The following is a 23,780-nucleotide window of genomic DNA, read 5'->3' as shown; positions in this document are numbered from 1 at the left end:
TTTCACATCCTTATTACCGAGTAAACGTTTTATTAAAAGCAAATTGATATGTTGAAGTTACTTTAGAATTAGTATAGCTTTCTTTTCCGTTTACAACCTTAATTGTATCTTTAGAAACAATTGTAAAGGATCCTCCATTAATTGAAACAGTCAATTTATTATATTGAATATTTCCATTCTTATCCTTGGGATGGGAGGTGTGGGGCGCTATGCTAGAAGGATAAGTCACATTTGTGGGACTCTCTGCATACTTTTTCATTGCCGCAGTTTGATTAACCTTAAATGCCTGAGATGCCGTTCCATCACTTCTAGCACCTGAGTATTTCCCTTGAGTAACATTAAGTACAATGTTCCATTTTTTTGTAGCAACTGTATGGCTAGATACATTTGTTGTCCCATTATCAAACTGATAGAAAAGAGCGGTATTGCAGTTAGAAGAAATAGTCTGCTTCTCCGCCAGAGCCGTACATACAACACATAGCAGCATAATAATAGTAACCACCAAGAGCATTCCCTTTTTAACCATGTTTTATCCCTCCAAAAATCTTTTGCTGAAACAGATTATTCTATAATCTGTGCAGCTTGTGCAAATTGTATCACTATTGCGTATATTTTGCAATCTGTTACATTTTTTGCATTATTTTTTCATGCGTAACTTTTTCTGACAGCAAATAAAAACGCTATTTTTATAATCCCATAAACTCAAGCATCATATAGCCAAAAACAATTGACAAAGAAGGGCTCAAGCGCTATAAAAGGAATGCGCCGGATAAAACCGGCGATTGTAAGGAAAGAAGGATCTGTACCAATGGTCAAAGTAAACGTTATCTCCGGTTTCCTGGGAGCCGGTAAAACGACGCTGATTAAAAAACTGCTGACCGGCCGCCTCCGGAATGAGAAGGTCGTGCTGCTGGAAAATGAATACGGCGAGATCGGTATTGACGGCGGTTTCATGAAGGACGCCGGCATCACCGTGACTGAGCTGAACGCGGGCTGCATCTGCTGCACCCTGGCCGGAGACTTCCAGGCCGCGGTGGACCAGCTGATCGACACCTATCATCCGGACCGCATCCTGGTGGAGCCCACCGGCGTAGGCAAGCTGAGCGAAATCCTGTCCGCTGTCGAAAAGGCCAAGGAGCGCCATTCCGACATCGAGACCGGCGGCAGCGCCACCGTCGTGGACGCCGGCAAGTGCCGGATGTATATGAAGAACTTCGGTGAATTCTTCCTGGACCAGGTGAAGAGCGCCTCCACGGTGATCTTCAGCCGCACCCAGCTGCTGGACGCCGCCCGGGTGGAAAAGAGCCGCCAGCTGATCGCCGAAGCGCACCCCGACGCCCGGATCATCACCACCCCCTGGGATGATATGGAACCTGACTTCATGCTGGACGTGATCGAGAACGGCAAGCCCATCTGGTTCGCCCCGCTGGATGATGACGATGATGACGACGATGAGGATGAGGATGAACATGAGCATCATCACCATCACCACCATGATCATGACGACGATGAGGATGAGCATGAGCATCATCACCACCATCACGACGATGATGATGACGATGACGACGAACACGAGCATCACCATCATCACCACGATCATGATGACGACGATGACGACGATGATCACGATCATGAACATCACCATCATGAGCACGGCGAAGGCTGCACCTGCGGCTGCCACGACCATGACCATCATCATCACCATCACCACCACGGCGAAGGCCATGACGCGGACGAAGTGTTCGGCAACATCGGCCTGGAGACCGCGCAGCGGTATGAGCAGGAGGAAATCCGTTCCATCCTGGAGAAGCTTTCCGACGAAGAGGAATACGGCAAGGTGCTGCGTGCCAAGGGTATCCTGCAGAACGCGGCAGGCAGCTGGTTCCAGTTTGACTATGTGCCCGGCGAAATCGATATGCGCGACGGCAGCGCGGACTACACCGGCCGCCTGTGCGTGATCGGCGCCGACCTGAACGAAAAAGCGCTGACGGAGTTGTTTCATTTATGATCAGGAGATTTGTTCCGGTTTATCTGATCACCGGTTTCATTGAAAGCGGCAAGACCACCCTGGGCCTGACGGTCCTGGGCAACGAACGCTTTACCAACGGCGGCCGGGTGCTGATCCTGTGCTGCGAGGAAGGCGAAACCGAGTGGGACGATGACAGCCTTGACAAGTACAAGGGTGTGCTGGTGAACCTGGATAACAAGGACGAGCTGACCACAGCGAAACTCGCGGACCTGGACCGGGAGATTGAGCCGACCTGCGTCATCATGGAGTACAACACCATGTGGGGCCTGGAAAAGCTGGATGAGATCACGCTGCCCCGCCTGTGGGACTGGGCACAGGTGGTCACCACGGCTGACGCCACCACCTTTGATAACTACATGAACAACATGCGCAAGCTCCTCACCGACCCGATGAAGACCGCGGACATGATCTATGTCAACCGCTGCGGTGAGAACTTCAACAAGAGCTCCTGGCGCCGGCAGCTGCGCGCCATGAACAGCGCCGCCACGATCATGTTTGAAAACCTGGACGGCACGGTGGACGACGGCATCACGGACGAAGACCTGCCCTACGACATGAAGGCGGACGTGATCCAGATTTCCGAGGAGCAGTTCGGCCTGTTCTATGTGGACAGCATGGAGCATCCGGAGCGCTATGACGGCAAGGTGGTTTCCCTTGTGGGCCAGGCCTGGAAGCGCCGGGAATTCCCCAAGGGCTTCTACTACTTCGCCCGGGAGGCCATGACCTGCTGCGCCAACGACGTGGCGCCCTGCGGCTGGGTCTGCAAGGGAGAGCGCACCCCGGACAACAAGACCTACTTCACCCTGACCGCCCGCTGCAAGATGGTGCAGGGACCGGACGGACAGACCGCCCTGATGCTGAACGAGCTGAAGTGCGAGCGGGCCAAGACGCCCCGGGAGCCGATGGTCAATTTCGTCAATCTCTGATGGTAGATTCATAACGGAACGGTTTGAAGACCGTTCCGTTTTTTGTTTCCGGAAGAAAAGCACAAAAAGGACGGACGGTACAGGGACATGCATTGCAAAAAAACAAAGTTCAAGAGTATAATGAAAGGTGATTCGGCTTGCTGAAGCCGCGAAAGGAGGGCAGCGTGGAATGAAACGTGCTCTGACCCTGGCTTTTGTATTGATAATGGCGGTCTGCCTGGCAGTATCCGCGCAGGCGGCTGCTCCCAAGGGCGGCTACGTCCTGCTTGACAGTATGAAAACCATCCCGGTTTCCGCCGCGGACATTACCCTGCCCGAAGGCCTGGCCCCGACCACGCGGATCACGGACTTCTCCGTGGAAAACGGCGTCGTGAAGCTGGCGCTGGACCGGATGGTCTCCAACCTGCAGATCAACGAGCTTGATTTTAATGAAGGCGCTGAAAAAGTCATCTTCTCAAAGCAGAACGTCTCCGAAGCGGAAGCTGAGAAGGCCGGCGGCGATTACAGCGTTTTTATCGTCTATGTTTACCCGGATGAAACCCAGGCGCGCCGCTTCGTGGAGGAATACAACACCTGGACCGGCGATATTGCCTTTGTCCGTTCCGAACTGACGCTGCGGGCGGACGTGTCCATGTTCCCCTCCTGGAACTCCGGTGAAAACATCTATTCCTTCCGGGAAGACGGCACCCTGCTTTCCGAAACCCGGACCCTTTCCAGCAAGAACTCCGGCTTTACCCGCACCGTCAATTTTGCGGCCGACGGACAGGCCGAAACCTGCACCCTCGGCTGGCGCTCCGCGGATTACGGCGGATATGAGCTGAACGTGGAACTGGACACAAAGGAAGTTCCCCTGTCCATGAACTACCGGTCAGACGGCGAGGCCTTCCAGGTCCGCAGCCTGCCGCTGAGCGCGGATGACGCCGATATCGAGGTCCTGCTGAACAACTGCTACGACCCCGCGGACGCCACCGCCACCATCCTGAGTGATTATCCCGCCGCCGCGGCCTCCATCCTGGCCATGGCCACGATGACGGACCTGCCCCCGGTCACCGACGGTTCCCTGGACAACGCCCGCATCTGGGTGCTGACCTTCGGGGACTATTCCGATTTTGAGGAATATGTTGTTGTAGCGGAAGACCCGGTCTTCGTGCTGAAGGACAAAAAGATCGTACCCAATACCGACGCGAAAGATATCAACGGCAATCCCATTGATTTTGCCTCCATGCCTTCCGCGGAAACCCCTGAATTCGACACTCCTGTGTTCAAGCAGTGATATTTGAAGGGAGATGTTCCTGTATGTGGCATCTGGTTGCTGATTCTGCCTGTGATCTCTACGAGCTGGAAGGGACGGAAGGCAAAATGGATTTCGCCACGATTCCGTTCTCCATCCGGATCGGCGGCAAAGAATATGTAGATGATGAGAATATGCCGGTTTCCGAAATGCTGGAAGCCAATGAAACCCATGACGAAATGGCGCAAACCGCCTGTCCTTCCCCGGAAGCCTGGCGGGAGAAGTTTTCCGCGCCCGGTCCCGTGATTGCCTTCACCATTTCCGGCGCCCTGTCCGGCTGCTATAACAGCGCCTGCCTCGGCCGGGATATGCTGCTGGAGGATGAACCGGACAAGCAGATTATCATCATCGATACCAAGGCCACCGGTCCCGAAGAGGCAATGCTGATCTGGCGTGCCCGGGACCTGATCCTCGCCGGAACGCCCTTTGAGGAAATCGAAAAAGACCTGAACGAGACCGCCGACAGGATTCATACCTGCTTCGCACTGGCCTCCTACCATAACCTGATCAAGTCCGGCCGGGTCGGCCGCCTGATTGGTTTCATTGCCGGCCACCTGGGTTTCTGGGGCATCGGTGCCGGAGATGAAAAGGGTGAAATTGTCATCCGTGGCAAAGCCCGGGGCAGCAAAGGCATGGTTCGCTTCCTGGTGGAGGAAATCACCCGGGTCGGTCTTGCCGGAAAGCAGATTGTCATCAGCCACTGCCAGAACCTGAAGGATGCCGAAGCGCTGAAGGCCGCACTGGAAGCAGCCCATGCCGGCATCCAGGTGCTCATTCAGGCCACCCGCGGTCTGGACAGCTTCTACGCTGAAAGAAGCGGACTGATCATCGGCTATTGAGCGAAGCTCAAGAGCCGATGTAATGAATACTGAAAACTTTGCGATCGCCGTATTCCATTTCTCCATCGCCTGTAGCTCGCAGAAATGGACGGCTGTAGCATGGCAGTTGTTACCCAAATCAAAGATTTGGACAACTGCTCAATAACTGAAGACTTAAAAATATATCACAGCCGCTCTCCACTGGAGAACGGCTGTGATTGCTTATAAAGGTTTCTGACCATATCATTGTTGATTGAAAAAAGCTTTTCTGTGGTATCCTGAAAAACTTTTTTTGACAAAATACGACAGAATGAGCTCCTCAATACGTCTGTATAAATGTAGGAGGTGAGTGACACGTGAGCATTGTTATGGGCCCTGACACTGCCACGGATCGCGATCAGAAACTGATCAGTCTGGTGGACCGGTATCAGGAGCCGCTGCTGCGTATGTGCTGCCTTTACCTCCGTGACCGATCCCTGGCGGAAGACGCCGTACAGGAAACCTTTATAAAAGCCTACCGGGCGCTGGATTCCTTCCGGGGAGAAAGCAGTGAGAAAACCTGGCTGATGAGAATCGCCATGCATATCTGCTGTGATATCAACCGCACCGGATGGTTTCGGTTCATGAACCGGGAAATTACCCCGGAGATGTTCGTCGATCAGGCCGCTTCTCCGCCTGAGGAGCGCGATGAAGAGCTGGCGGCCGCCGTCATGAAGCTGCCGCGCAGGCTGCGCGAAGTGATCCTCCTTTTCTACTATCAGGGAATGAATGTTAACGAGATTGCAGACGCGCTGAATCTCTCCCACTCCTCTGTATCGGGAAGACTGAAGCGGGGACGGGAGAAGCTGAAAAACATGCTGGAAGGGAGAGAATTGGATGAATGAGAAAATCAAACCGGATGAATTCCGGAAATCCATGGACCGTTGTCTTTCTGGTGTAAAAGCCGACCCCTTCCTGGCGGGGCGCGTCATTGCCTCGAAGGAAGGAGAACCCGGAATGAAAAGAAAACTGTCTGTGAGCCTGGTGTTCGCACTGATAGCGCTGCTGGCATTGGGCACCGTAGCATATTCCGCCACTCATCTGTTCCGTTCTGTCAACATGAGCGGCGAAGTTGTCAGTACAGAACCTCCCCGTGAAATAGATGAATGCTTCTATGGAAGCGGCATGAGCGCCATGGAAACCAAGAAACTGGTGGATCAGACCGCCAATGACGTCCCGGACGATATTTATTGCCAGGCTTGGTACAGCAGTCCTAAGGATCATGCAACCTACCTCTCAACCCATTACAGGACGAAAAAGATCACTTCCTATGAGGAATTCCTGGAATACATGGCCGGGACAGAACACCTGACCCTGCCGGCATATGTACCGGAGGATTACACTTCATTCTCCGCCGAAGTTTACATGGACTGTGCCTATGGCTATCCGCTGGAATTACTCGAAGAAAATACGAATGGTCCTGTCCAGTACGTGCGCTATACCTATGATGAATCCGCCTCAGTTATCTCGGGCTACTTGCTGATTTTCGGTTACGAAGATCATAGCAGGGATATGTATATCATGTCGTCGATGGCCGGCTCTGTCCCGGAAGCATATGACCTGACAGACAATGACACATCTGAGCCTGTCACAGTCAAAGGCATGGATGGAGCCATCCTGTTATCAAACCCCGAATACTACATCCAGCTCCATATGCAGAGACGCTTCGATCAGTATAAGCGTATTCGCATTCATGTGCCCGAAAAAGCTGACAGCGATCAATCAGACAACGGTTACTACAAATATGAATACGTGGTTGTCGCTGCCAAAGACTGTCAACCGGAAGATCTGTTGAAGGTGTTTAACGGGAAATAAACCTTAAAAAACAGGTTCCGAAATCACTCATATTTTTCAGTCATAAAGTTTGTCTTCAGAAAAATTTACCTGAAGGCAAACTTTTTTCCGTTTTGAATCGTCTTATAGACGGAAGCTGTAAACAGCGCTGTACAGAATGTCCTTCGGAACGCGGACGCGCGGACCGGATAATACTAAAGGGGAAAGATGTCGTGGATGCTTTGACGTTTCAGGCGGAAATCAGGCGGATTGAGAAGCTGTTATACCGCATCGCCTGGTCCTACATGGGCAGCAATGCCGATGCCGAGGATGCGGTACAGGATGCATTGATCAAAGCCTGGGAGAAACGGGATTCCCTGCGGGATCTGAAGCAGTTCAGACCGTGGATGGCCCGGATTCTCACCAACCAGTGCAAGGATCTGCTGCGCACGCGCAAAAAATGGAGCTTCTGCCCCCTGGAGGAAGCCGCCGCGCAGGAAGCGGAACCGGCAGAGCCGGTCTCCCCTGTATTTGACGCGGTGAAAAAACTGAAACCGGAGCTCGGCCTGCTTGTCACGCTCCACTATGTGGACGGCTGCTCCATGCAGGATCTGGCGAACGACCTGGGCATCCCGGTCAGTACCGTCAAGACCCGATTGAGAAGCGCACGGAGGCAGATAGGCAGAACACTCCTCGTGGAATGGGAGGAGGCGGAAAAATGAAGATCAATGAATTTAAAGATAAGCTGGCATCTGTAACCCCTGAAGTCCCGGAGCATTTCCACAGCCGTGTGGAAATGACCCTGGAGAACATTGTTTCACAGGAGGCTCAGATGAAAGAAAGTACAAAACAGGCGATCCGGACCGCTGGCCGTTTCAGCCGCCGCACCCTGGTGATCGCGCTGGCCATCGTCCTGGCGCTTGGCGCCATCGCCCTGGCCGCGACCCAGTGGCATCTGTTTGATACACTCTCTTTTATGACAGGCGATGATATGCCGAAAAATGCGGACAGCTTAATGCAAGGCAACCTGTACCAGGATACAGTCAATAATGTGGAAATCACCGTTCAGGAGGCTGGCTATGACGGCCGCACCCTGCTGCTGCGGTACAGCTACAGGATGCTGGACGTAGACACAGTATACGGAATCACCGCTGCGGAGCTTTACGGAGATGATCTCCCTGAAGGCATGACCCCGGATACAATTGTGGAAGGACTCAAGGACAATGCAGAAGAAGCCCTGATGGCGCACAATGTCGGCTGGTGGGCGGACGCCATCTGGTTCAACGGAGAAGCCATGGATATGCCGGACAATTCCGGCGGCGTCGTTATGGGCAGCACCGTTCCGGGTGAGATTATCCACACGGAATACTGGAGACTGGATAATGAAGGCGTCTTCCTGGAAGGCCCGGTACAGATCAGCCTGCCCATCGGCGAAAGCCAGTCCCCTGAATACAGGCACAGTATTTATGATCAGGAAACGGGTAAATACCGGCTGCCGGATAAAGGTGTCGTAACCTTCACCTTTGACGCGAAAGATATTTCATCCCTTGTCAGGAAAGTCCATCCTGACAAGGAAACAAAGCTGCCGGAAGTCACCGCAAAAGTATCGGAAGCTGCCTTCACACCCCTGATGACCTATATTACGCTGGATCTGGAAGTGAATCCTGACGCACTGGCAGCCTATATTGCCGAGAATGGCGAAGGATATGTCGATGAGAACGGCGAACTGCTCTGGGCCTATGGCGGCATGGATGTGTTCAGCGATTACCTCATGAGTCTGGAACTTGTCGACGGTAAAGGAGATGTCGTATTCCCCGGATTCTATGGTCAGAACGGATATGGCAACGACTCTGCCGAATACCTGTATCCTTATCTGGAAACTATCCCGGACGAACTGTATCTGGCTCCCATTAATGATGATGGAAAAGGAGATCTGAGCCAGGCTGTGCTGGTAAAAGGCGCAGACTGATCATCTCTTTTTCAGAGGGTACGGGAGCGCCTGTGCCCTCTGTCCTTTATGGAGGAACACGTGAAAAGAATATTAGCGATTCTGGCACTTATGCTATGGCTTCCCGGCATTGCAGCCGGTGAAGGAGAATACTTTACCATCCGTGAAATCCGTCAGCAAGCCGAAGGTATGATAAACAGCAACAGTTCTGAAAGATCGATTGAAATTGAGACATCCAAAGGCCGCTATACTGTTGTGCTGGAAATTCCGGAGATTAATCAGGTACCGGTCATTAAGGCGACTACTCCCAGCTCCAGAATGGCTCCTTCTTTGCCTGAAAACAGTATTGTGGAAGAACGGAAACTTTCCGATTATCTTTACGGATGGACCATTCAGAAACAGCGGAATGAGCTATACGGAATCACTGACTATAGCATTACGCAAATTGGAGAATATGGAGTGGATGTACAGGCAAACGGCAGTCCCCTGACAATGACAGAGGCCATTGACTTTGCTGAAAAAGTCCTCAATTCAAGTGGTAACTGGCGGTTTCACTTGCATCGCGCTATTACCCGCTCATGGCGGTACAAAGCAAAAAATGCATCAGAGTTGCCGGATCGTAACGGGTTTTACTCACTGAGCTTTGACCAGATACTTCGCGGCATTCCCTATTATGATCATATTCAACACTCCTTTACCTCCGCCGGCAACTATGACAGGCGCGGCGGAATCCCCCATGGCGGCTGCACATTCAATATATTTTCTCCGGAATGCTATGCATGTAATCTGGATGTATGTGTAGAAGCCGACGTTCTGGCAGAGGATGTGCCGCTCTGTTCTTTAGCAACTGTCATAGAAGCTTTGAAGGCTTCCTGCAACAGTGAAATCAATCTGGAGAAGCGTACTCCCGCAAGATTGAGGTTTGTTTATGTAGCCATGAACAATCCTGAGGACAGAACAGGAGATACCATCCTGATTCCCACCTGGATCCTTGAAAATGATGACGGACCGAATGAAATCACTTATGCCATTGCGCTTGTCAACGCGCAAACCGGTCAGTTGATTGATACTGATGCAAAGGATCTGGATAAAGGCCGCCGTTGTGACGCTGTCTGGATCACTTGGGACGATGTAAAATAACACTTCAGGAGAACATCAATGAAAAAGATATGCTGTTTATTGCTTGCCATCATGTTCAGTACACTGTGTGCTTCCGCCGCAATGACGGAAGCCACACCTGTATCCATCAAGGAATTGCAGAGCATGACTGGCCCGGTATGGGAACAGACATATGAAGCCTGCGGCCGGACAATTCGGGTCAACACAGCTATTGTTGTTCCGCAGACGGAAAAAATCCCGCTGCTGGCAGTAAAGCCAATGGAGCCGTTGTCTGAGGAGGAAGTGCAGAAATATGAGGAACTGTTCCGCACTCCCTACAGTTCCAAATTTCTGAATGACAAATACCGGACATACATCTCTTTTTCGGACCACGAAGGTCATCCCGACCTTTCCAATGCAGAAAAGGTCACAACACCCCACCGGCCGTTATATGAATATGACAGGGATAAGGCGTATACCGAAGATAATGACCTGACTGTCGCGGAAGCGGAGAACCTGGTCCGGGAAAACATTCAGAAAGTTTTCCCGGGTGTGGATTTCCGGGTGGACACAATTGTAATCAATGACAGGACAAAATACAGAAAATCCGGAAAAAAACTGGAAGCAAAAGGGTATTATGAGCTTGGCTGCGCACAGGTGATCGACGGAATCCCTGTGGCAGGAAGCATTCACGACGCCTACAGGAATGACCGGACCAAGCATGATCATATTATAAGTAAATATGGAACTGCCAGCGCAGAAGTGACAGATGCGGGAAAACTTTACGGATATTATTCCATTTGGGACAAAACGACCGAACTGGGAATCCCGGACCGGTTTCTGCCCTTTGACGTCGTCAGACCCCAAATCGAAGAAATGATCATGAGCGGTAATATCCGGCATGTTTTCAGCGTGGATCTCGGATACGCCCAGTATGATCTGCCGGAAGGCTGCAAATATGAGTATGTCCTGGTACCGGCATGGGTGGTCTCGGTTGGCTGGATGGACGACCCCGAGGAAGAAGACGACGGAGCAACGTCTGTGAACGGATCGGATTATGCCATGGGATGCACATACCTGCCGATCATTGTGGATGTCCTCACCGGAGAGGCAACCAACCCGCTGGATGAAAAGGGCGACAGGATGCTGCTGCCTGCATCATGGATGCAATGGGTGGAGGAATAACAATGAAACGCATATGCATCCTGCTGCTTGTCCTGCTGCTCGGCATATTATGTGTTTCCACCGCAGCGGCAGAAGGCAAAGCGGTTTCCATCCGGGAACTCCGAGAATCCATGCCGGCACGATGGGACCGTGACATCACAACCAATGACGGTGAAGAAGTCTCCATTAATGCCCCGATCAATATCCCGGATGTGGAATCCTTCCCCATCCTGTTGTGTGAAACACAAGCTGCTGATGATCGATTTGACTTTCAGGAAGGCAGCGATAAAGACCTGTACGGAAAAACAGATGTCTATGTCAGGCCAAGTATCTATAATCCGGCAGAATTCCCGGATATGGAAATCAGCGTAGACGATGTACTCCGCTTCATCAGGCAAAAGCTGGATTCAGAAGGCCTGGAAAATGTTGATTTTACCTTGTATCGTTACAATGCCCTCGGACCATTGTGTAAAACCAAATCAATAAAGCATACCAAACCTGATGGCAAAGTAAGCTTCCGGGTTATTGTTGCAGATCCGGAAAGCCCCTGGAAGAACAATGACACTCATGGCTGGAAATGCACCATAACACAAAAAATCAACGGTATACCTGTTTTCCTGACCGGTACCGTTGCCCACAGTAATTCTGTTTATTCCTATGCCACCATGGGATATACCAAATTCATAAACAAAGATCTGTATATGTTATGGATGTGCACAGTGCAGCCAACCGAAACCGTCTCTCCGGACACTGAATTGCTGTCCCGTGAAGCTCTTTTCAGCATTCTGGAGCAGCGAGTCAGGGAAGACCAATTGCACATTGTTGTTGAGATGAACCTGGGTTATTTCTGTATCGATCAGGATACAGCACGGAAGCTGAATGTCGCTCCCTCTCAGGATTTTGAGTACATGCTTCTTCCTGTGTGGCAGATCCGCGGCTATGATGCCGTCATAGATCCCATTCTGGACGGAAGCTTTTCCGATCTTCCTTTTGATGAGGACGTCCTCTTTGATCCGGATGGAATCTTCTACCTCCTTCTGGACGCCAGGACCGGTGAGGTTATCAATTATTATCCCGACGATGAATAAACGACGCATTAATTCAAGAGGTGATATATGAAAAAGATCATACTGCTTCTTACACTTATATTGTTGCTGCCCATCTTTGCGACAGCTGAAGAACAATACTATACCATCCGCGAAATCCGGAAGCAGGCAGAAGCCCTGATGGCACAGAACGGCGGCACCGTGAACATAAAAGCCGCCCATGGAGATTTCGACGTACCGATTGAGGTTCCGGATGTCGACCGGGTGCCGATCATCAAAATCGACTTTCCCCTGGAGGATCAGATGCCAGCGGCACCGGAGAATGGAAAACTGGAACGGCATCTTACCTCTGATGATGAGTATCTGGCGGGCTGGATCGGGCAAGCTGGTTCAAGAGAGGAATTATTTGGAAAATACTTCAAAAGTTCTTCCCGTATCGGGCAATACGGAATGGATGCCCGCGCCGACGGAAGTCCCCTGTCCATGGAGGAGAGTATCTGTTTCGCAGAACAGCTTCTGGACGCGTACCGGGTAAAAAACGGCTGGGATTTCCATCTTTGCCGTGCCATCGCCAGATCCAGGCAGTATAAAGCACACTACGGAAGGGATGACGTCATACCGGATACCAGCAAAGCGCTGGATGAAACCGGATATTATGATCTGTATTATGAACAAACCTTCTACGGTATTCCGTTCAATGATTATATCAGTTATACCCAGCCCAGCCGGTATTATCGCAACAAACCCGTTCCCCTTGGGGATACAATAATGACAATCTTCTCCCCTGACCTGTATGAATATGTGCTGGACGTTGCCCGTGAAACTGCCGTTCTGGCAGAAGATGTTCCACTCTGCGGTCTCGACAAAATATTGCAGTCCTGGAAAAAAGCAGGTAAATACTCCTATCGTGCCAAACCCAGCAAGATCCGCTTTGTGTATGTTTCCATGTATAACCCGGAGGATAAGGAGGGCGAGCAGATTCTTGTTCCCGTCTGGGCGCTGGAGGATGATATAGGTCCCGACTGGTCATCAGGTTCCATGGCTTATGTCAATGCCCAGACCGGGGAGTTTATCAACCATAATGAGGAAAAAGATCGTGATGGTCATCGGGGTGACGCTGTCTGGATCACCTGGGATGATATCTGAAACATAAGCAACTGAAGCAATAATTATACTTTGCCAAAAAGAATGACCGCGTTCAAATGAACGCGGCCATTTCTTTTTTGCTTATCAGTCGTCGTTTTCCACCCAGGCATGGCTTTCCACGGTGGTCAGTTTAATGCTGATAATTTTGCCTGAAAAGCGCACTTTTTTGCAATATCTTCCAACATATGGTAGGATAGAAAAGACTTTTTCGCATAATAAGTGCGACAGATGAAAGAAAAGACAAAGGAGCGATGAACTGATGAAGAAACTGTTCTCTCTGATCCTGGCTTTGTGCATGGCATGCATGATGATTCCCGCAGTGGCGGAAGAAGGCGTCGCAGGCGAATGGTACGCCTCCCTTGGCGGCATGACGATGGTCCTGAACCTGGCCGAAGACGGTACCGCGGAAATGACCATGCCCGGCAGTGAAAATGCTGCTGCCGGTTCCTGGGTTCTCGACGGTGAAAAGATTACCATCACCATCGAAGACTCTCCCGCCGAAGGCACCTACGCCGATGGCACCATCACGCTGGGTGATGAAGATATGACCATGGTCTTCACCCGCGAGATGCCCAAGGCTGTCGAGATTGCGGCAGTGAACACGGCCGCCGCAGCGGAAGATTTTGAAGGCACATGGGACATTGCATATATCGCATATAACGGCACAGTTGTGGATGCTTCCGCAGCCGGTGAACAGCTTCCCGGCCTGGTTGTTGAAAACGGCGCCATGAAATTTACCGGTGAAAGCAGCCTAGCCCAGGTATTCGGAACGAACGCCCTGCCGATGACCTTTGCCGACGGTGCCCTCAGCATGTCCGTTGCCCTGGGTGAAACCTCTTACGGACTCAAGCTGGAAATGCTGGAAGACGGCATGCTGTCCCTGACTGCATCCATGGGGGATATGAACGTCAACATGTATTTTGTCAAAGCTGCCGCGGAAGAACCCGCTGCCTGATTCTGACAGACAAACAAATGCCGTGCTCGCATTGAGCACGGCATTTTCTTTTATCCTTTGTGTTTTGATTGGCTTACCAGTCCTTGTTTTCAACCCAGGCATAGGCTTCCACGGTGGTGGGCTCAATGCCGTTTTCCTTGCAGTAATCACGGATCTTGTTATCCACGGAAGAAACCAGGGTCAGGGAGCTGTGCGGTCCCAGTTCATAGCGGTACAGGGACTCAGTGCTGATGTACAGCAGTTCGCCTTCAGCGTCTTCCAGCACAAGCACTGCTTCGATGCCGGCCAGGGGTTCATCGGAATTGTTGACCACGGTCACCCGCATGGTGTCGCTGTCATATTCGCCGGTGCCCTTGACGTAGGTGGGATTCTCCACGGTCACGGCAAAGTCGGTTCCCCGATAGTAATCAAACTTTGTATCCACATGCTTTGCCACGTTGACTTCAATGTTCTCTTCCAGATCCGCCTGCATGGCAACGAAGGTGATTTCGCCGGGCTCCAGGTACATGGAACCGTTGGGATACAGATACTTCGCTTCACCCACGGTCTTGCCGTCTTTATCCGTCAGCTGCATGCTGCCGTCCGTTACAAACATGGGGGAGTCCATTTCATTCTTGATCTTGGCAATGTACAGTCCGGTATAACCGCTGTAGCTCTTCACGATCTTGAAGCTTTCCTTCAGGACGGTGGCTTCGGCAGGACCGGCAGGAGCCTCACCGTCAGAACCCGTGGAACTGTAGTTTTCCATAATCTTTGTATATTCAGCCAGGAAGTTCATGGCTATGGTGGTCATTTCCAGGTCGGTCATACCTTCCGGCAGGGTGTATTCCTCACCGGCCATCATCTTGGAGATGATATCCATGGGAAGCTTTCCCTCTTCCCGGTTCAGGGGAAGCGGGAACTGATCGCTGCTGAGGGAAGTACCGTCATAGGCAAAATCCAGGGGCTGATTCTGGATTGTAATGGTAACGGTTTCCCCGTCTCCGGTCCAGGTTCCCTGCATGTCTTCCTGGGACGCAATATTCACAACGGCGGTGCCGTCTTCATTGAGCAGGATGTATCCAAGCGTAACATCCGCCAGGGACATATACCAGTTTCCGCCGGGGCCTTCTTCGGCCAGAACAGGAGTGATCGCCAGCAGCATGCACAGTGCCAGCAGCAGGGCTGTGATTTTCTTCATGGTGTTTCTCCTTTCAATTTTGAGCTTTCTGAACGCTTGAATCAGGTAACTATTATACCACAAAATGCCATTTTTGTGACACCCTTTCCGTTCTTTACTGTTTTTTTGTTCCGAAGCTGAATTTTGCTTGCCTGAGCTAATCCCCTTTGCTATAATATTGGAAGTGTTCCCAAAGATATTGATATGAACGGAGAGAATTCCTATGCGTAAAAAAGCTCTTCTTGCCCTGATGATGGCCGCAATTCTGCTGCTGAGCGGCTGCGCCCTGATCAAAAAGGATCAGGCTGTTGATGATGCTACCGAGATTATCCGGATGGGTGACCAGGTGATCACCAAGAAGGAAGTCCTGGCCCAGGCTGAACAGGAACTGTATGATCAGTACTCCATGTATTCCATGTTCAACTATTCCTACGACGTAACGGATCCTGCAAACATCCAGGCCGCGAAGGACGCCGCCGTCGATACCCTGAAAACAAGCCTGGCTCTGACCGCCAAGGCCAAGGAACTGGGACTGGACCAGCTGAGCGATGAAGAGCTGGAATCTGTCAAGACCACTGCCCAGGCAAACCTGGACAGCGTCATCGCATCCGCCAAGGCTTATGTTGAAGGCGGAAGCGAAATGGATGAAACCGCTCTTGCCGAAGCCGCCGCAAAGATGGCTGAAGACGCCGGCTACACTCTCGACGCGTATATCGCCCAGGGTACCACCGATGCCATTTCCGCCAAGCTGAAGGAATACGCTGTGAAGGACGTTGCGGTCACGGATGAAGAAATCCAGGCCGAGTACGACAGCCGCGTGGAATCCCACAAATCCACCTACAGCGAAAGCGCCGGCACCTGGGCTTCCGCCGCGAACAACAACTCCACCCTGTACTACACTCCCGCCGGTGTACGCCGCGTGAAGCAGATCCTCATCAAGTTCAAGGATGAAGACAAGACCGCGATCGACGACGCCAAGACCAAGCTGAACGACGCCAACACCGCCGTCACCACCGCCCAGGCCAAGGTTGACGCAGCCCAGGGCACCGTGGATACCGAAGGCATCTCCGATGAAGACAAAGCCAAGGCTGAAGAAACTCTGTCCGCCGCGAAGCAGGAACTGGAAGATGCTGACAAGGCCCTGCTGGCCGCCAACCAGGCTGTGACCGAGGCTACCGATAAGGCCTTCGCGAACATCGATGAAAAGGCCGACGCCGTGCTGGCCCAGCTGGCTGAAGAAGGCGCCGACTGGCAGAAGATCATGGACGAAAACAACGAAGACGAAGGCATGAAGGATAACGAGAAGGGCTACGCCGTAGCCGCCGGAATGACCAACTTCGACGCCGCCTTTGTGGATGCCGCCATGGCCCTGGAAAAGATCGGCGACATTTCTCCCAAGACCAAGGGCAGCTACGGATACTACATCATCCGCTATGAAAGCGATGAGGCCGAAGGCCCCGTTGCCCTGGATGCTGTAAAGGAAACCCTTTCCTCCTCCCTGCTGACAACGAAGCAGAACGACGCCTACGAAGCCACCAAGGCTCAGTGGGTGGACGAAGCCGGCATCAAGGTTGACCTGAATGCCCTGAAAGACTGACCAATGCATGAAGGGGATGCCGCAAGGCATCCCCTTTTGCTTTTTTGAAGGAGATTCTCCAATGTTTTACCCCTCCGGAATATTCCGCATGAAAGCCCGCGCTGTGCTGAAGGACCACTGGCAGACGGCGCTGCTGATCGCGCTGATTGTGAACCTGCCCACGCTGTTGATGCAGGGCTTTTCCGCCTTTACCGGCAATGACCTGATTCCCCGGCTGAACAGCGTTCTCGTGTCCGCTTCCCGGGACGGCCTCCTGCCCCAGGAGCAGCTGCTAAAGGAGATTGACGTTATCCTCGGCAGTACCAGTTTCTGGACTATGCGGGGACTGGAACTGCTGGCCTGGCTGATCACCCCCTGCCTGACCCTGGGCATGTACCGGTGGCTGCTGAACCGCGTACGCGGCCTGGAAGACCCGGTAAGCACCGTGCTGTGCCGGATGAACCAGTTCTTCCGTGCCATCGGCCTGCAGCTGCTGATCATCCTGAAGGTGCTGCTGTGGATGCTTCCCGGGATCGCGGTATCCGTATACCTGCTGCTTCCTGTTTATCAGTCCGGGGACGTGAGCGTCCAGCTGGCCGCCCTGCAGCGCAGCTACAACATGACCCTGCCGGTTCTGCTCCTGATCGCCGTTCCCGGCGTCATGGCCGCCCTGCGTTACTCCCTGTCGGAGTACATCATGGCGGATGAGCCCCAGACCCGCATCCTCACCTGCATCCGCCACAGCAAAGAGCTGATGAAGGATAAGAAGAAGGATCTGTTCTTCCTGCTGGTCGGTTTCCTCCTGTGGTACATGCTGGAGCTGCTGATCTCCTCCATGCTCAGCGGCGTCCTCGGTCTGGTCTTCCAGATGCTGGCCGGCCTGGCCATCAGCGTCTATATGAGCTGCTCCATCGCCGTGTTCTACCTCTTCCTGGAGAGCGGCGAGAAAACGCCGAAGGAACCCGAACCTGAAGAATTGAATTAATTCGATTCTTCAGGTTCGTAATTCATAATTCATAATTCACAATTCATAATTGTTTTTGTGAACCTTTCCCTGCGTTCCGGAACAAACATGTCATGAATACCCTGTTGACATTTATCGATTCTTTCAGAGGGCAGCACTATATAATTATGAATTCTGAATTGTGAATTATGAATTTGATCAATTCCGAATCCTGATCCGAAATTGATCATTTTGGTGTTCTTTTTGTTCTTTGCTTGAGTTTCCGATAGTTTGAGACTATAATGAGCGCATTGTATACAGAAACCGGAGTGATCGAGTATGCTGAGTTTTGACAACACCGTGAACCTGCTGATGCAGTCCAAGTACCGTTACAGCCTGCAGGATGTTGCGGAGCCGAACCTGTACAGGGAAATCTATGACTACGACCATGTGCCGAAGGTTGCTTTCAACCTCCGTCATGTTCCCATGCAGATGCCCGATCATATCTGGATGACCGACACCACCTTCCGTGACGGCCAGCAGAGCGTCAGCCCCTTCACGCCGGAACAGATCCTGCACCTCTTCAAGCTCATGAGCCGCCTGGGCGGCCCCAACGGCATGGTGCGCCAGAGCGAGTTCTTCCTTTATACGGAGAATGACCAGAAGGCGCTGCACCTGTGCCAGGATGCGGGACTGAAATTCCCGGAGATCACCACCTGGATCCGGGCCAATGAAAAGGATTTTGAACTGGTCAAACAGGCCGGCGTCGCCGAAACAGGCGTGCTGGTTTCCTGCAGCGACTATCATATTTTCAACAAGATGCACCTGACCCGTAAGCAGGCCATGGACAAGTACCTGGGCATCGTCAAAGCCGCCCTGGAATACGGCATCCGTCCCCGCTGCCACTTCGAGGATATCACCCGGGCCGACTTCTACGGCTTCGTGGTGCCCTTCGCCGGCGCCCTGATGGACCTGAGCCGTGAGAGCGGTATCCCGATCAAGATCCGCGCCTGCGACACCATGGGTTACGGCGTCAGCTATCCCGGTACCGCACTGCCCCGCAGCGTACAGGGTATCATCTACGGTCTGCGACACTACGCCGAAGTGCCCTCCGAACAGCTGGAGTGGCACGGCCACAACGACTTCTACAAAGTGGTTTCCAACGCCGCCACCGCCTGGCTGCACGGATGCAGCAGCATCAACTGCAGCCTGCTGGGCATCGGCGAGCGCACGGGCAACTGCCCGCTGGAAGCCATGGCGATTGAATACCAGAGCCTGCGCGGCGACGACGGCGGCATGGACCTGACCGCCATCACCGAGATCGCGGACTACATGGAGCGGGAGATCGGCCTGGAAATCAGCCCGCGGCAGCCCTTCGTCGGCCGCCACTTCAACGTCACCCGCGCCGGTATCCATGCCGACGGCATGCTGAAGGACGAGGAGATCTACAACATCTTCAACACCGCCAAGCTCCTGAACCGGCCCGCTTCCGTGGCTGTGGACAGCCGCGGCGGCACCGCCTCCATCGCCCACTGGCTGAACAACTACTTCCGCCTGACCGGCGACAACACCATCGACAAGAACGATCCGCTGATCGTCGATATGCGTGCCCGCGTGGACGATCTCTACGCCAAGGGCCGCAACACGGTCATGGGCGACGAGGAACTGGAAGTTATGGTCCGCCGCTGCGACCAGAACCGGTACGAAAAACTGCTGTTCCACAAGAGCAAGTAAAGAAAACGAGGTTCGGAATTTCCGAACCTCGTTTTAATGAAGAATGAAAAATGAAAAATGAAGAATGGCGGAAAAAACACCTTCCGGAAACGGAAGGCGTTTTCATTTCTGCTTCCCCGCCGTTTTGCGGCGGCGGGATTAATTATGCATTACGCATTATGCATTATGCATTGCATTCACATCCTGTATTCTGCTTCCAGTCCTCCGTCCGTTCTGGCGTATACCAGGGCTTTTCCTTCGCCCTTTCCCTTCCGCAGGTATACGGTCAGGGTGCCTTCCCCGGTCGTGCGGAAGCGCTCGCTGTAGGGCGTCAGGTCATCCGGTAGTCCGTTCTCCATGCCCAGGATCTTCACGTCTCCCAGCACCTGAACGCGGATCACCTCGTCCTGTGCGGGCTGACCGTCTTTGTCCAGCAGCACAGCTTCCAGCTGGATCACGTCTTCCCCGGGCCGGCTCTCATGCCGGATCCACTGCAGGGTGCAAGCCTTGCCGGGGGTAGACAGCTTATCCTCCGCGCCTTCTGTCCGGGCTTCCAGGACGCCGTTCTCATAGGGCACCTGCCATACTGCCCGGCCGCCGTCTTCCTCCGCCAGTTCCTTTTTGCCCAGGCTCTTCCCGTTCAGGAAAAGCTCCGCGGTTTTGCCGTTGGTGTAACAGGAGACCCGTTTTTTCACTCCGGGCAGTCCCTGCCAGCGGAAGCATTCGCCCCAGGCGCCGGAATCATGTTCTTCTTCCCCGGGTCCCACAGCGATGCGGATCATCGGCTCCTTTGTCCACAGCGCCAGGCGCTGCGCGTAAAGGGGCTTTTCCTTTCCCCGCAGGTCCAGGGCGCCTGCCTGGCTGATGCGCTTCGGCCAGCCGGGGCATTCTCCCAGGAAGTCCACGCCGGTCCAGAGGAACTGGCCTGCCATATATTCATGCTCCGTCACGGCCCGCCAGGCGGACGGATCATGGCTGTTTTCACTGCCCAGGATCACCCGGCCGGGATAAGTCTTGTGATCCTCCTCATAGAACTGCTCCCGGTAGTTATATCCCGCAATGTCCAGGGCGTCCGCGTAGCCTGTGCGGTTGCTCAGTTCCGGGAAGCTCAGGGCGCTGGTCACCGGCCTACTGTCATCCAGGGCATGCATCTGCGCCGTCAGCTCCGCCGCCACCTTTGCCAGGCGCCCGGCGTCCGGTTTCCGGTCGTCATAGAGACGTTCCGCCAGGGGCTTGTTGGCGTCGTTGTTGCCCAGTACTTCCTTAAAGAGGGGCGTCACATACGGGTCATTGGGATAATCGATTTCGTTGCCGATACTCCAGAGAATCACGCAGGGGTGGTTCCGGTCCCGCTCCACCATGGAGCGCAGATCCTCTTCATGCCACTGGGGAAAATCCTCCGCATAGCCGAAGTGCTTGGGCGGATAGACGTTGTGTCCCTGCCACCACTTGTTCTTAATGCCTTCCCACTCGTCAAAGGCTTCATCCATCACCAGGAAGCCCAGCCGGTCGCACAAATCCAGCAGCGCCGGATCCGGCGGGTTATGCGCGGTGCGCAGGGCATTGCAGCCCATGGCCTTCAGTTTTTCCAGGCGGATCCGCCATACGCTTTCCGGCACCGCCGCACCCAGGCAGCCCGCGTCATGATGGACGCACACGCCCCGGAGCTTCATGTTCTCCCCGTTCAGGAAGAACCCATGGTCCGCGTCAAACACAGCCGTGCGGATGCCGAAAGGAATCTCCTCCCGGTCTGTCACGACACCGTTCTTTTCCGTTTCGCCGCACAGGGTATAAAGGTATGGATCCTCCGGACTCCAGCGCCGGGGAGTATTCACCCGCAGCCGCAGGCAGCCGTTCTCCCCTTCCGCTTCACCTTCCGCGGCGATGCCTTCCGGCGTCCGCAGGGCAAAGCGCACCTTGTCCGCGCCTTCCGTTTCATACCGGATGCCGATGACCGCCTCTTCCCCGTCATCCGCTTCCGTCACGGCAAAGATGCCGTGCTCCCGGAAGCAGACCGGATCCGTCACTGTCAGCGTCACGGGACGGTCCACACCGGAACCGGTGTACCAGCGGGAATCAGCCACTTCCGAATGATCCACCCGGACGGCGATCACATTCTCCCCGGGACGGATAAATTCGCTGATATCAAAAGAGAAGCTGGTATAGCCGTAGGCATGCTGGCCCAGGTAGTTGCTGTTGATCCAGACCCGGGCACGCTTGTATACGCCTTCAAAGGTGATCCGTACCCGGCGGGCAGCGTCCTCCGCGTCCAGGGTGAAATGTCCCCGGTACCAGCCGATGCCGCCCGGCAGATAGCCGGTGCCGCTGGCCCAGCAGGGATCAAAAGGATGCTCCACGGCCCAGTCATGGGGCACGGTCACCTGCCGCCATCCCCGGTCGTCAAAGCCCATATAATACGCATCTGCGGTATCTCCCAGATGGAACCGCCAGCCTTCACTGAGGCGGATGTCCTTTCTCATGCGCGTCTCTCCTTTGGAAAGATTGACACCCCCGGCCGCTCACGCGCGGCGCTGCGGGCATAAAAAGGGGGCTGGCCCCGGCGGAGTGTACACCGCGGACAGCCCCGAAACCGGATGAATTACTTGGCGTAAACAGCATCCAGCTGGTTCTGGATTTCAGACATCACCATTTCGATGCCGGCATCCTGCAGAGCCTGACGGAATTCAGCCACCAGCGCTTCCGGATCATCGTTCATACCGAAGACGATACGGGGCATATAGGTGTTGTAAACGTTGCTCAGGTTGTCCATGAAGACGCCCACCATGGAGTTGTCATAGATGTACTGTCCGTAGGGATAGTCGATCTTCACAGCGTCATAGGCGTCATACATCTTCTGGATGGCATCCCAGTCAAGCTGGGCATTGCGGTATTCCAGGTTGTCGTTGCGGCCCCACCAGAAGTTGAAGGAGACGCCGTCCACGGAATCTTCGAAGCCATCGGGACGGGAGAACAGGCCGTTCTCATCCACGGTGTACATTTCGCCTTCGAAGCCGTACTGCATGAGATGATAGATTTCAGGATCGTTCCGCATGAGGTCATAGACCATCAGGGCGCGTTCCGGATTCTTGCTCTGGGCAGCCACAGCCATGGCGCCGTGGGTGATGTTCAGGGAGATCAGGTTGGAAGCCTCTTCGCCGAACCAGAAAAAGCCGAGGTCGGAACCGGGCTGCTTGCGTTCCATGGTGGTACGCTCGCTGGTCCAGGTCTGGGTGTGGTGCTGATGGGCACCGGTCTTGCCTTCTTCCATTTCGGTAACCACGTCGCCGGTGTAGTTCAGCACGTCAGCGCGCCAGTAGCCGGCGTCCGCCCATTCCTTCATGGTCTTGGCAAAGTTCACCAGCTCGTCGCCTTCCAGGTAGTAGCGGCTCAGGGTGTAGGGATTCTCTTTGCTCTCGCCGTAGAAGATAGCTACCGGGAAGCCTTCGATAGCGATGTTGCCGGTATGGGAGGTCTGCCAGCCGCCGGCCATCTGGGGGCTGTAGGAAGATCCGTTACCGTTGGCATCCCACGGAATCACGTCCGGCTTGTTTTCCTTGATGTACTTGAAGTATACGCCCAGGTCTTCCCAGGAATGCACACCGTTCTCAAGGCCGGCTTCACGGGCCCAGTCGCCACGGTACATGAAGCCGTGGTTGGTCCACTGCGCGTAGTTGTCTTCGGGCATGAGGTAGATCTCGCCGTTGTACTTGCACAGGTTCCAGTGCGCTTCGGACACGCTCTCCCAGGTCTTGGGGGCGTAGGTCTTCAGCATGTCTTCAGACAGGGGCAGGAAAGCGCCTTTCTGGCTGTTGGGCCAGGCATCCAGCCAGTCAGTAGCGGTACCGATCAGGTCGATGTCGCCGCTCTGGGTGGCCAGGGCCAGGTTGTACTGGGTCTGCCAGTCGGTCCATTCGATCCAGCGGAACTCCAGCTCAGCGTTGACCTTTTCGGTCAGCAGCTCGTTGATCTTTGCCAGCACTTCGTCGGTCCGGTTGGTGGGCTTATCGCCGGTGACCAGGTACACGATCTTCACGTGCTCGGATGTGTCGATGGCAGACTCTGCCACGACCGGCACGATGCTGAGCAGCATGGCCAGGGTCAGGATAACCGCAATAAGTTTTTTCATGGGGAATCCTCCTTCATATATATGATTCAG

General features: G+C 53.7%; 20 protein-coding genes. 16 read left to right on the top strand and 4 right to left on the bottom strand.

The features are described 5' to 3' along the window. Nucleotides 1–13 precede the first annotated feature (13 nt). A complete protein-coding gene (locus tag JRC49_10195) occupies nucleotides 14–526 on the bottom strand; it encodes a hypothetical protein (protein QTE70169.1) in 513 nt (170 codons plus the stop codon). A gap of 282 nt (nucleotides 527–808) precedes the next feature. On the opposite strand from JRC49_10195, the gene JRC49_10190 reads away from it, so the two are divergent. The 13 genes from JRC49_10190 to JRC49_10130 all read left to right on the top strand — a co-directional run bounded on the left by JRC49_10190 (nucleotide 809) and on the right by JRC49_10130 (nucleotide 14,233). Beyond that, nucleotides 809–2,008 carry a GTP-binding protein gene (locus JRC49_10190; protein ID QTE70168.1) on the top strand — a complete coding sequence of 400 codons (1,200 nt, stop codon included), beginning with the start codon at nucleotides 809–811 and terminating at the stop codon, nucleotides 2,006–2,008. Further along, entirely contained in the window at nucleotides 2,005–2,955 is a 951-nt protein-coding gene (locus JRC49_10185; protein ID QTE70167.1) for a GTPase, read from the top strand. Before JRC49_10190 ends, JRC49_10185 begins: the two co-directional genes overlap by 4 nt. Before the next feature lie 169 nt (nucleotides 2,956–3,124). Further along, nucleotides 3,125–4,228 carry a hypothetical protein gene (locus JRC49_10180; GenBank protein ID QTE70166.1) on the top strand — a complete coding sequence of 368 codons (1,104 nt, stop codon included), beginning with the start codon at nucleotides 3,125–3,127 and terminating at the stop codon, nucleotides 4,226–4,228. Between the two features lie 23 nt (nucleotides 4,229–4,251). Continuing rightward, nucleotides 4,252–5,085, top strand: coding sequence for a DegV family protein (locus JRC49_10175; protein ID QTE70165.1), 834 nt, complete (start codon nucleotides 4,252–4,254; stop codon nucleotides 5,083–5,085). A gap of 347 nt (nucleotides 5,086–5,432) precedes the next feature. Continuing rightward, nucleotides 5,433–5,948, top strand: a complete 516-nt coding sequence (locus JRC49_10170) for a sigma-70 family RNA polymerase sigma factor (GenBank protein ID QTE72863.1) — start codon at nucleotides 5,433–5,435, stop codon at nucleotides 5,946–5,948. Beyond that, nucleotides 5,941–6,918 (top strand): hypothetical protein, encoded by a 978-nt coding sequence (locus JRC49_10165; GenBank protein QTE70164.1) that lies wholly within the window; start codon nucleotides 5,941–5,943, stop codon nucleotides 6,916–6,918. The genes JRC49_10170 and JRC49_10165 overlap by 8 nt, the downstream gene beginning before the upstream one ends. Before the next feature lie 191 nt (nucleotides 6,919–7,109). Then, complete coding sequence (locus JRC49_10160; GenBank protein ID QTE70163.1) at nucleotides 7,110–7,598, top strand: RNA polymerase sigma factor; 489 nt, start codon at nucleotides 7,110–7,112, stop codon at nucleotides 7,596–7,598. Next, nucleotides 7,595–8,845, top strand: coding sequence for a hypothetical protein (locus JRC49_10155; GenBank protein QTE70162.1), 1,251 nt, complete (start codon nucleotides 7,595–7,597; stop codon nucleotides 8,843–8,845). Before JRC49_10160 ends, JRC49_10155 begins: the two co-directional genes overlap by 4 nt. Nucleotides 8,846–8,905: 60 nt before the next feature. After that, entirely contained in the window at nucleotides 8,906–9,964 is a 1,059-nt protein-coding gene (locus JRC49_10150) for a hypothetical protein (GenBank protein QTE70161.1), read from the top strand. 18 nt (nucleotides 9,965–9,982) lie between these two features. Then, entirely contained in the window at nucleotides 9,983–11,107 is a 1,125-nt protein-coding gene (locus tag JRC49_10145; protein ID QTE70160.1) for a hypothetical protein, read from the top strand. Nucleotides 11,108–11,109: 2 nt separating this feature from the next. Continuing rightward, nucleotides 11,110–12,174, top strand: coding sequence for a hypothetical protein (locus JRC49_10140; protein ID QTE70159.1), 1,065 nt, complete (start codon nucleotides 11,110–11,112; stop codon nucleotides 12,172–12,174). 27 nt (nucleotides 12,175–12,201) lie between these two features. After that, nucleotides 12,202–13,278: a hypothetical protein gene (locus JRC49_10135; GenBank protein ID QTE70158.1), complete on the top strand. Its 1,077-nt coding sequence runs from the start codon at nucleotides 12,202–12,204 to the stop codon at nucleotides 13,276–13,278. A 259-nt stretch (nucleotides 13,279–13,537) separates the two neighbouring features. Beyond that, the gene (locus JRC49_10130; GenBank protein ID QTE70157.1) at nucleotides 13,538–14,233 is read left to right on the top strand and encodes a hypothetical protein; all 696 of its coding nucleotides are present in this window, start codon (nucleotides 13,538–13,540) and stop codon (nucleotides 14,231–14,233) included. Nucleotides 14,234–14,306: 73 nt separating this feature from the next. Here JRC49_10130 and JRC49_10125 read toward each other — a convergent pair whose 3' ends face one another. Beyond that, entirely contained in the window at nucleotides 14,307–15,413 is a 1,107-nt protein-coding gene (locus JRC49_10125; GenBank protein ID QTE70156.1) for a hypothetical protein, read from the bottom strand. A gap of 202 nt (nucleotides 15,414–15,615) precedes the next feature. On the opposite strand from JRC49_10125, the gene JRC49_10120 reads away from it, so the two are divergent. The 3 genes from JRC49_10120 to JRC49_10110 all read left to right on the top strand — a co-directional run bounded on the left by JRC49_10120 (nucleotide 15,616) and on the right by JRC49_10110 (nucleotide 19,645). Next, complete coding sequence (locus tag JRC49_10120; protein QTE70155.1) at nucleotides 15,616–16,989, top strand: peptidylprolyl isomerase; 1,374 nt, start codon at nucleotides 15,616–15,618, stop codon at nucleotides 16,987–16,989. A 61-nt stretch (nucleotides 16,990–17,050) separates the two neighbouring features. Beyond that, a complete protein-coding gene (locus tag JRC49_10115; protein ID QTE70154.1) occupies nucleotides 17,051–17,953 on the top strand; it encodes a DUF975 family protein in 903 nt (300 codons plus the stop codon). A gap of 297 nt (nucleotides 17,954–18,250) precedes the next feature. Then, a complete protein-coding gene (locus tag JRC49_10110) occupies nucleotides 18,251–19,645 on the top strand; it encodes a 2-isopropylmalate synthase (GenBank protein ID QTE70153.1) in 1,395 nt (464 codons plus the stop codon). A gap of 176 nt (nucleotides 19,646–19,821) precedes the next feature. On the opposite strand, the gene JRC49_10105 is transcribed toward JRC49_10110, so the two are convergent. Both JRC49_10105 and JRC49_10100 read right to left on the bottom strand, forming a co-directional pair. Continuing rightward, the gene (locus JRC49_10105) at nucleotides 19,822–22,104 is read right to left on the bottom strand and encodes a DUF4982 domain-containing protein (GenBank protein QTE70152.1); all 2,283 of its coding nucleotides are present in this window, start codon (nucleotides 22,102–22,104) and stop codon (nucleotides 19,822–19,824) included. A 119-nt stretch (nucleotides 22,105–22,223) separates the two neighbouring features. Further along, nucleotides 22,224–23,750, bottom strand: coding sequence for a carbohydrate ABC transporter substrate-binding protein (locus JRC49_10100; GenBank protein ID QTE70151.1), 1,527 nt, complete (start codon nucleotides 23,748–23,750; stop codon nucleotides 22,224–22,226). Nucleotides 23,751–23,780 lie beyond the last annotated feature (30 nt).

This window comes from Clostridiales bacterium FE2011 (genome assembly GCA_017569305.1).
Lineage (GTDB): Bacteria > Bacillota > Clostridia > Christensenellales > Aristaeellaceae > Aristaeella.
Note: the sequence above shows the minus strand (reverse complement) of the source record. Positions and strands in the feature narration are given on the sequence as shown.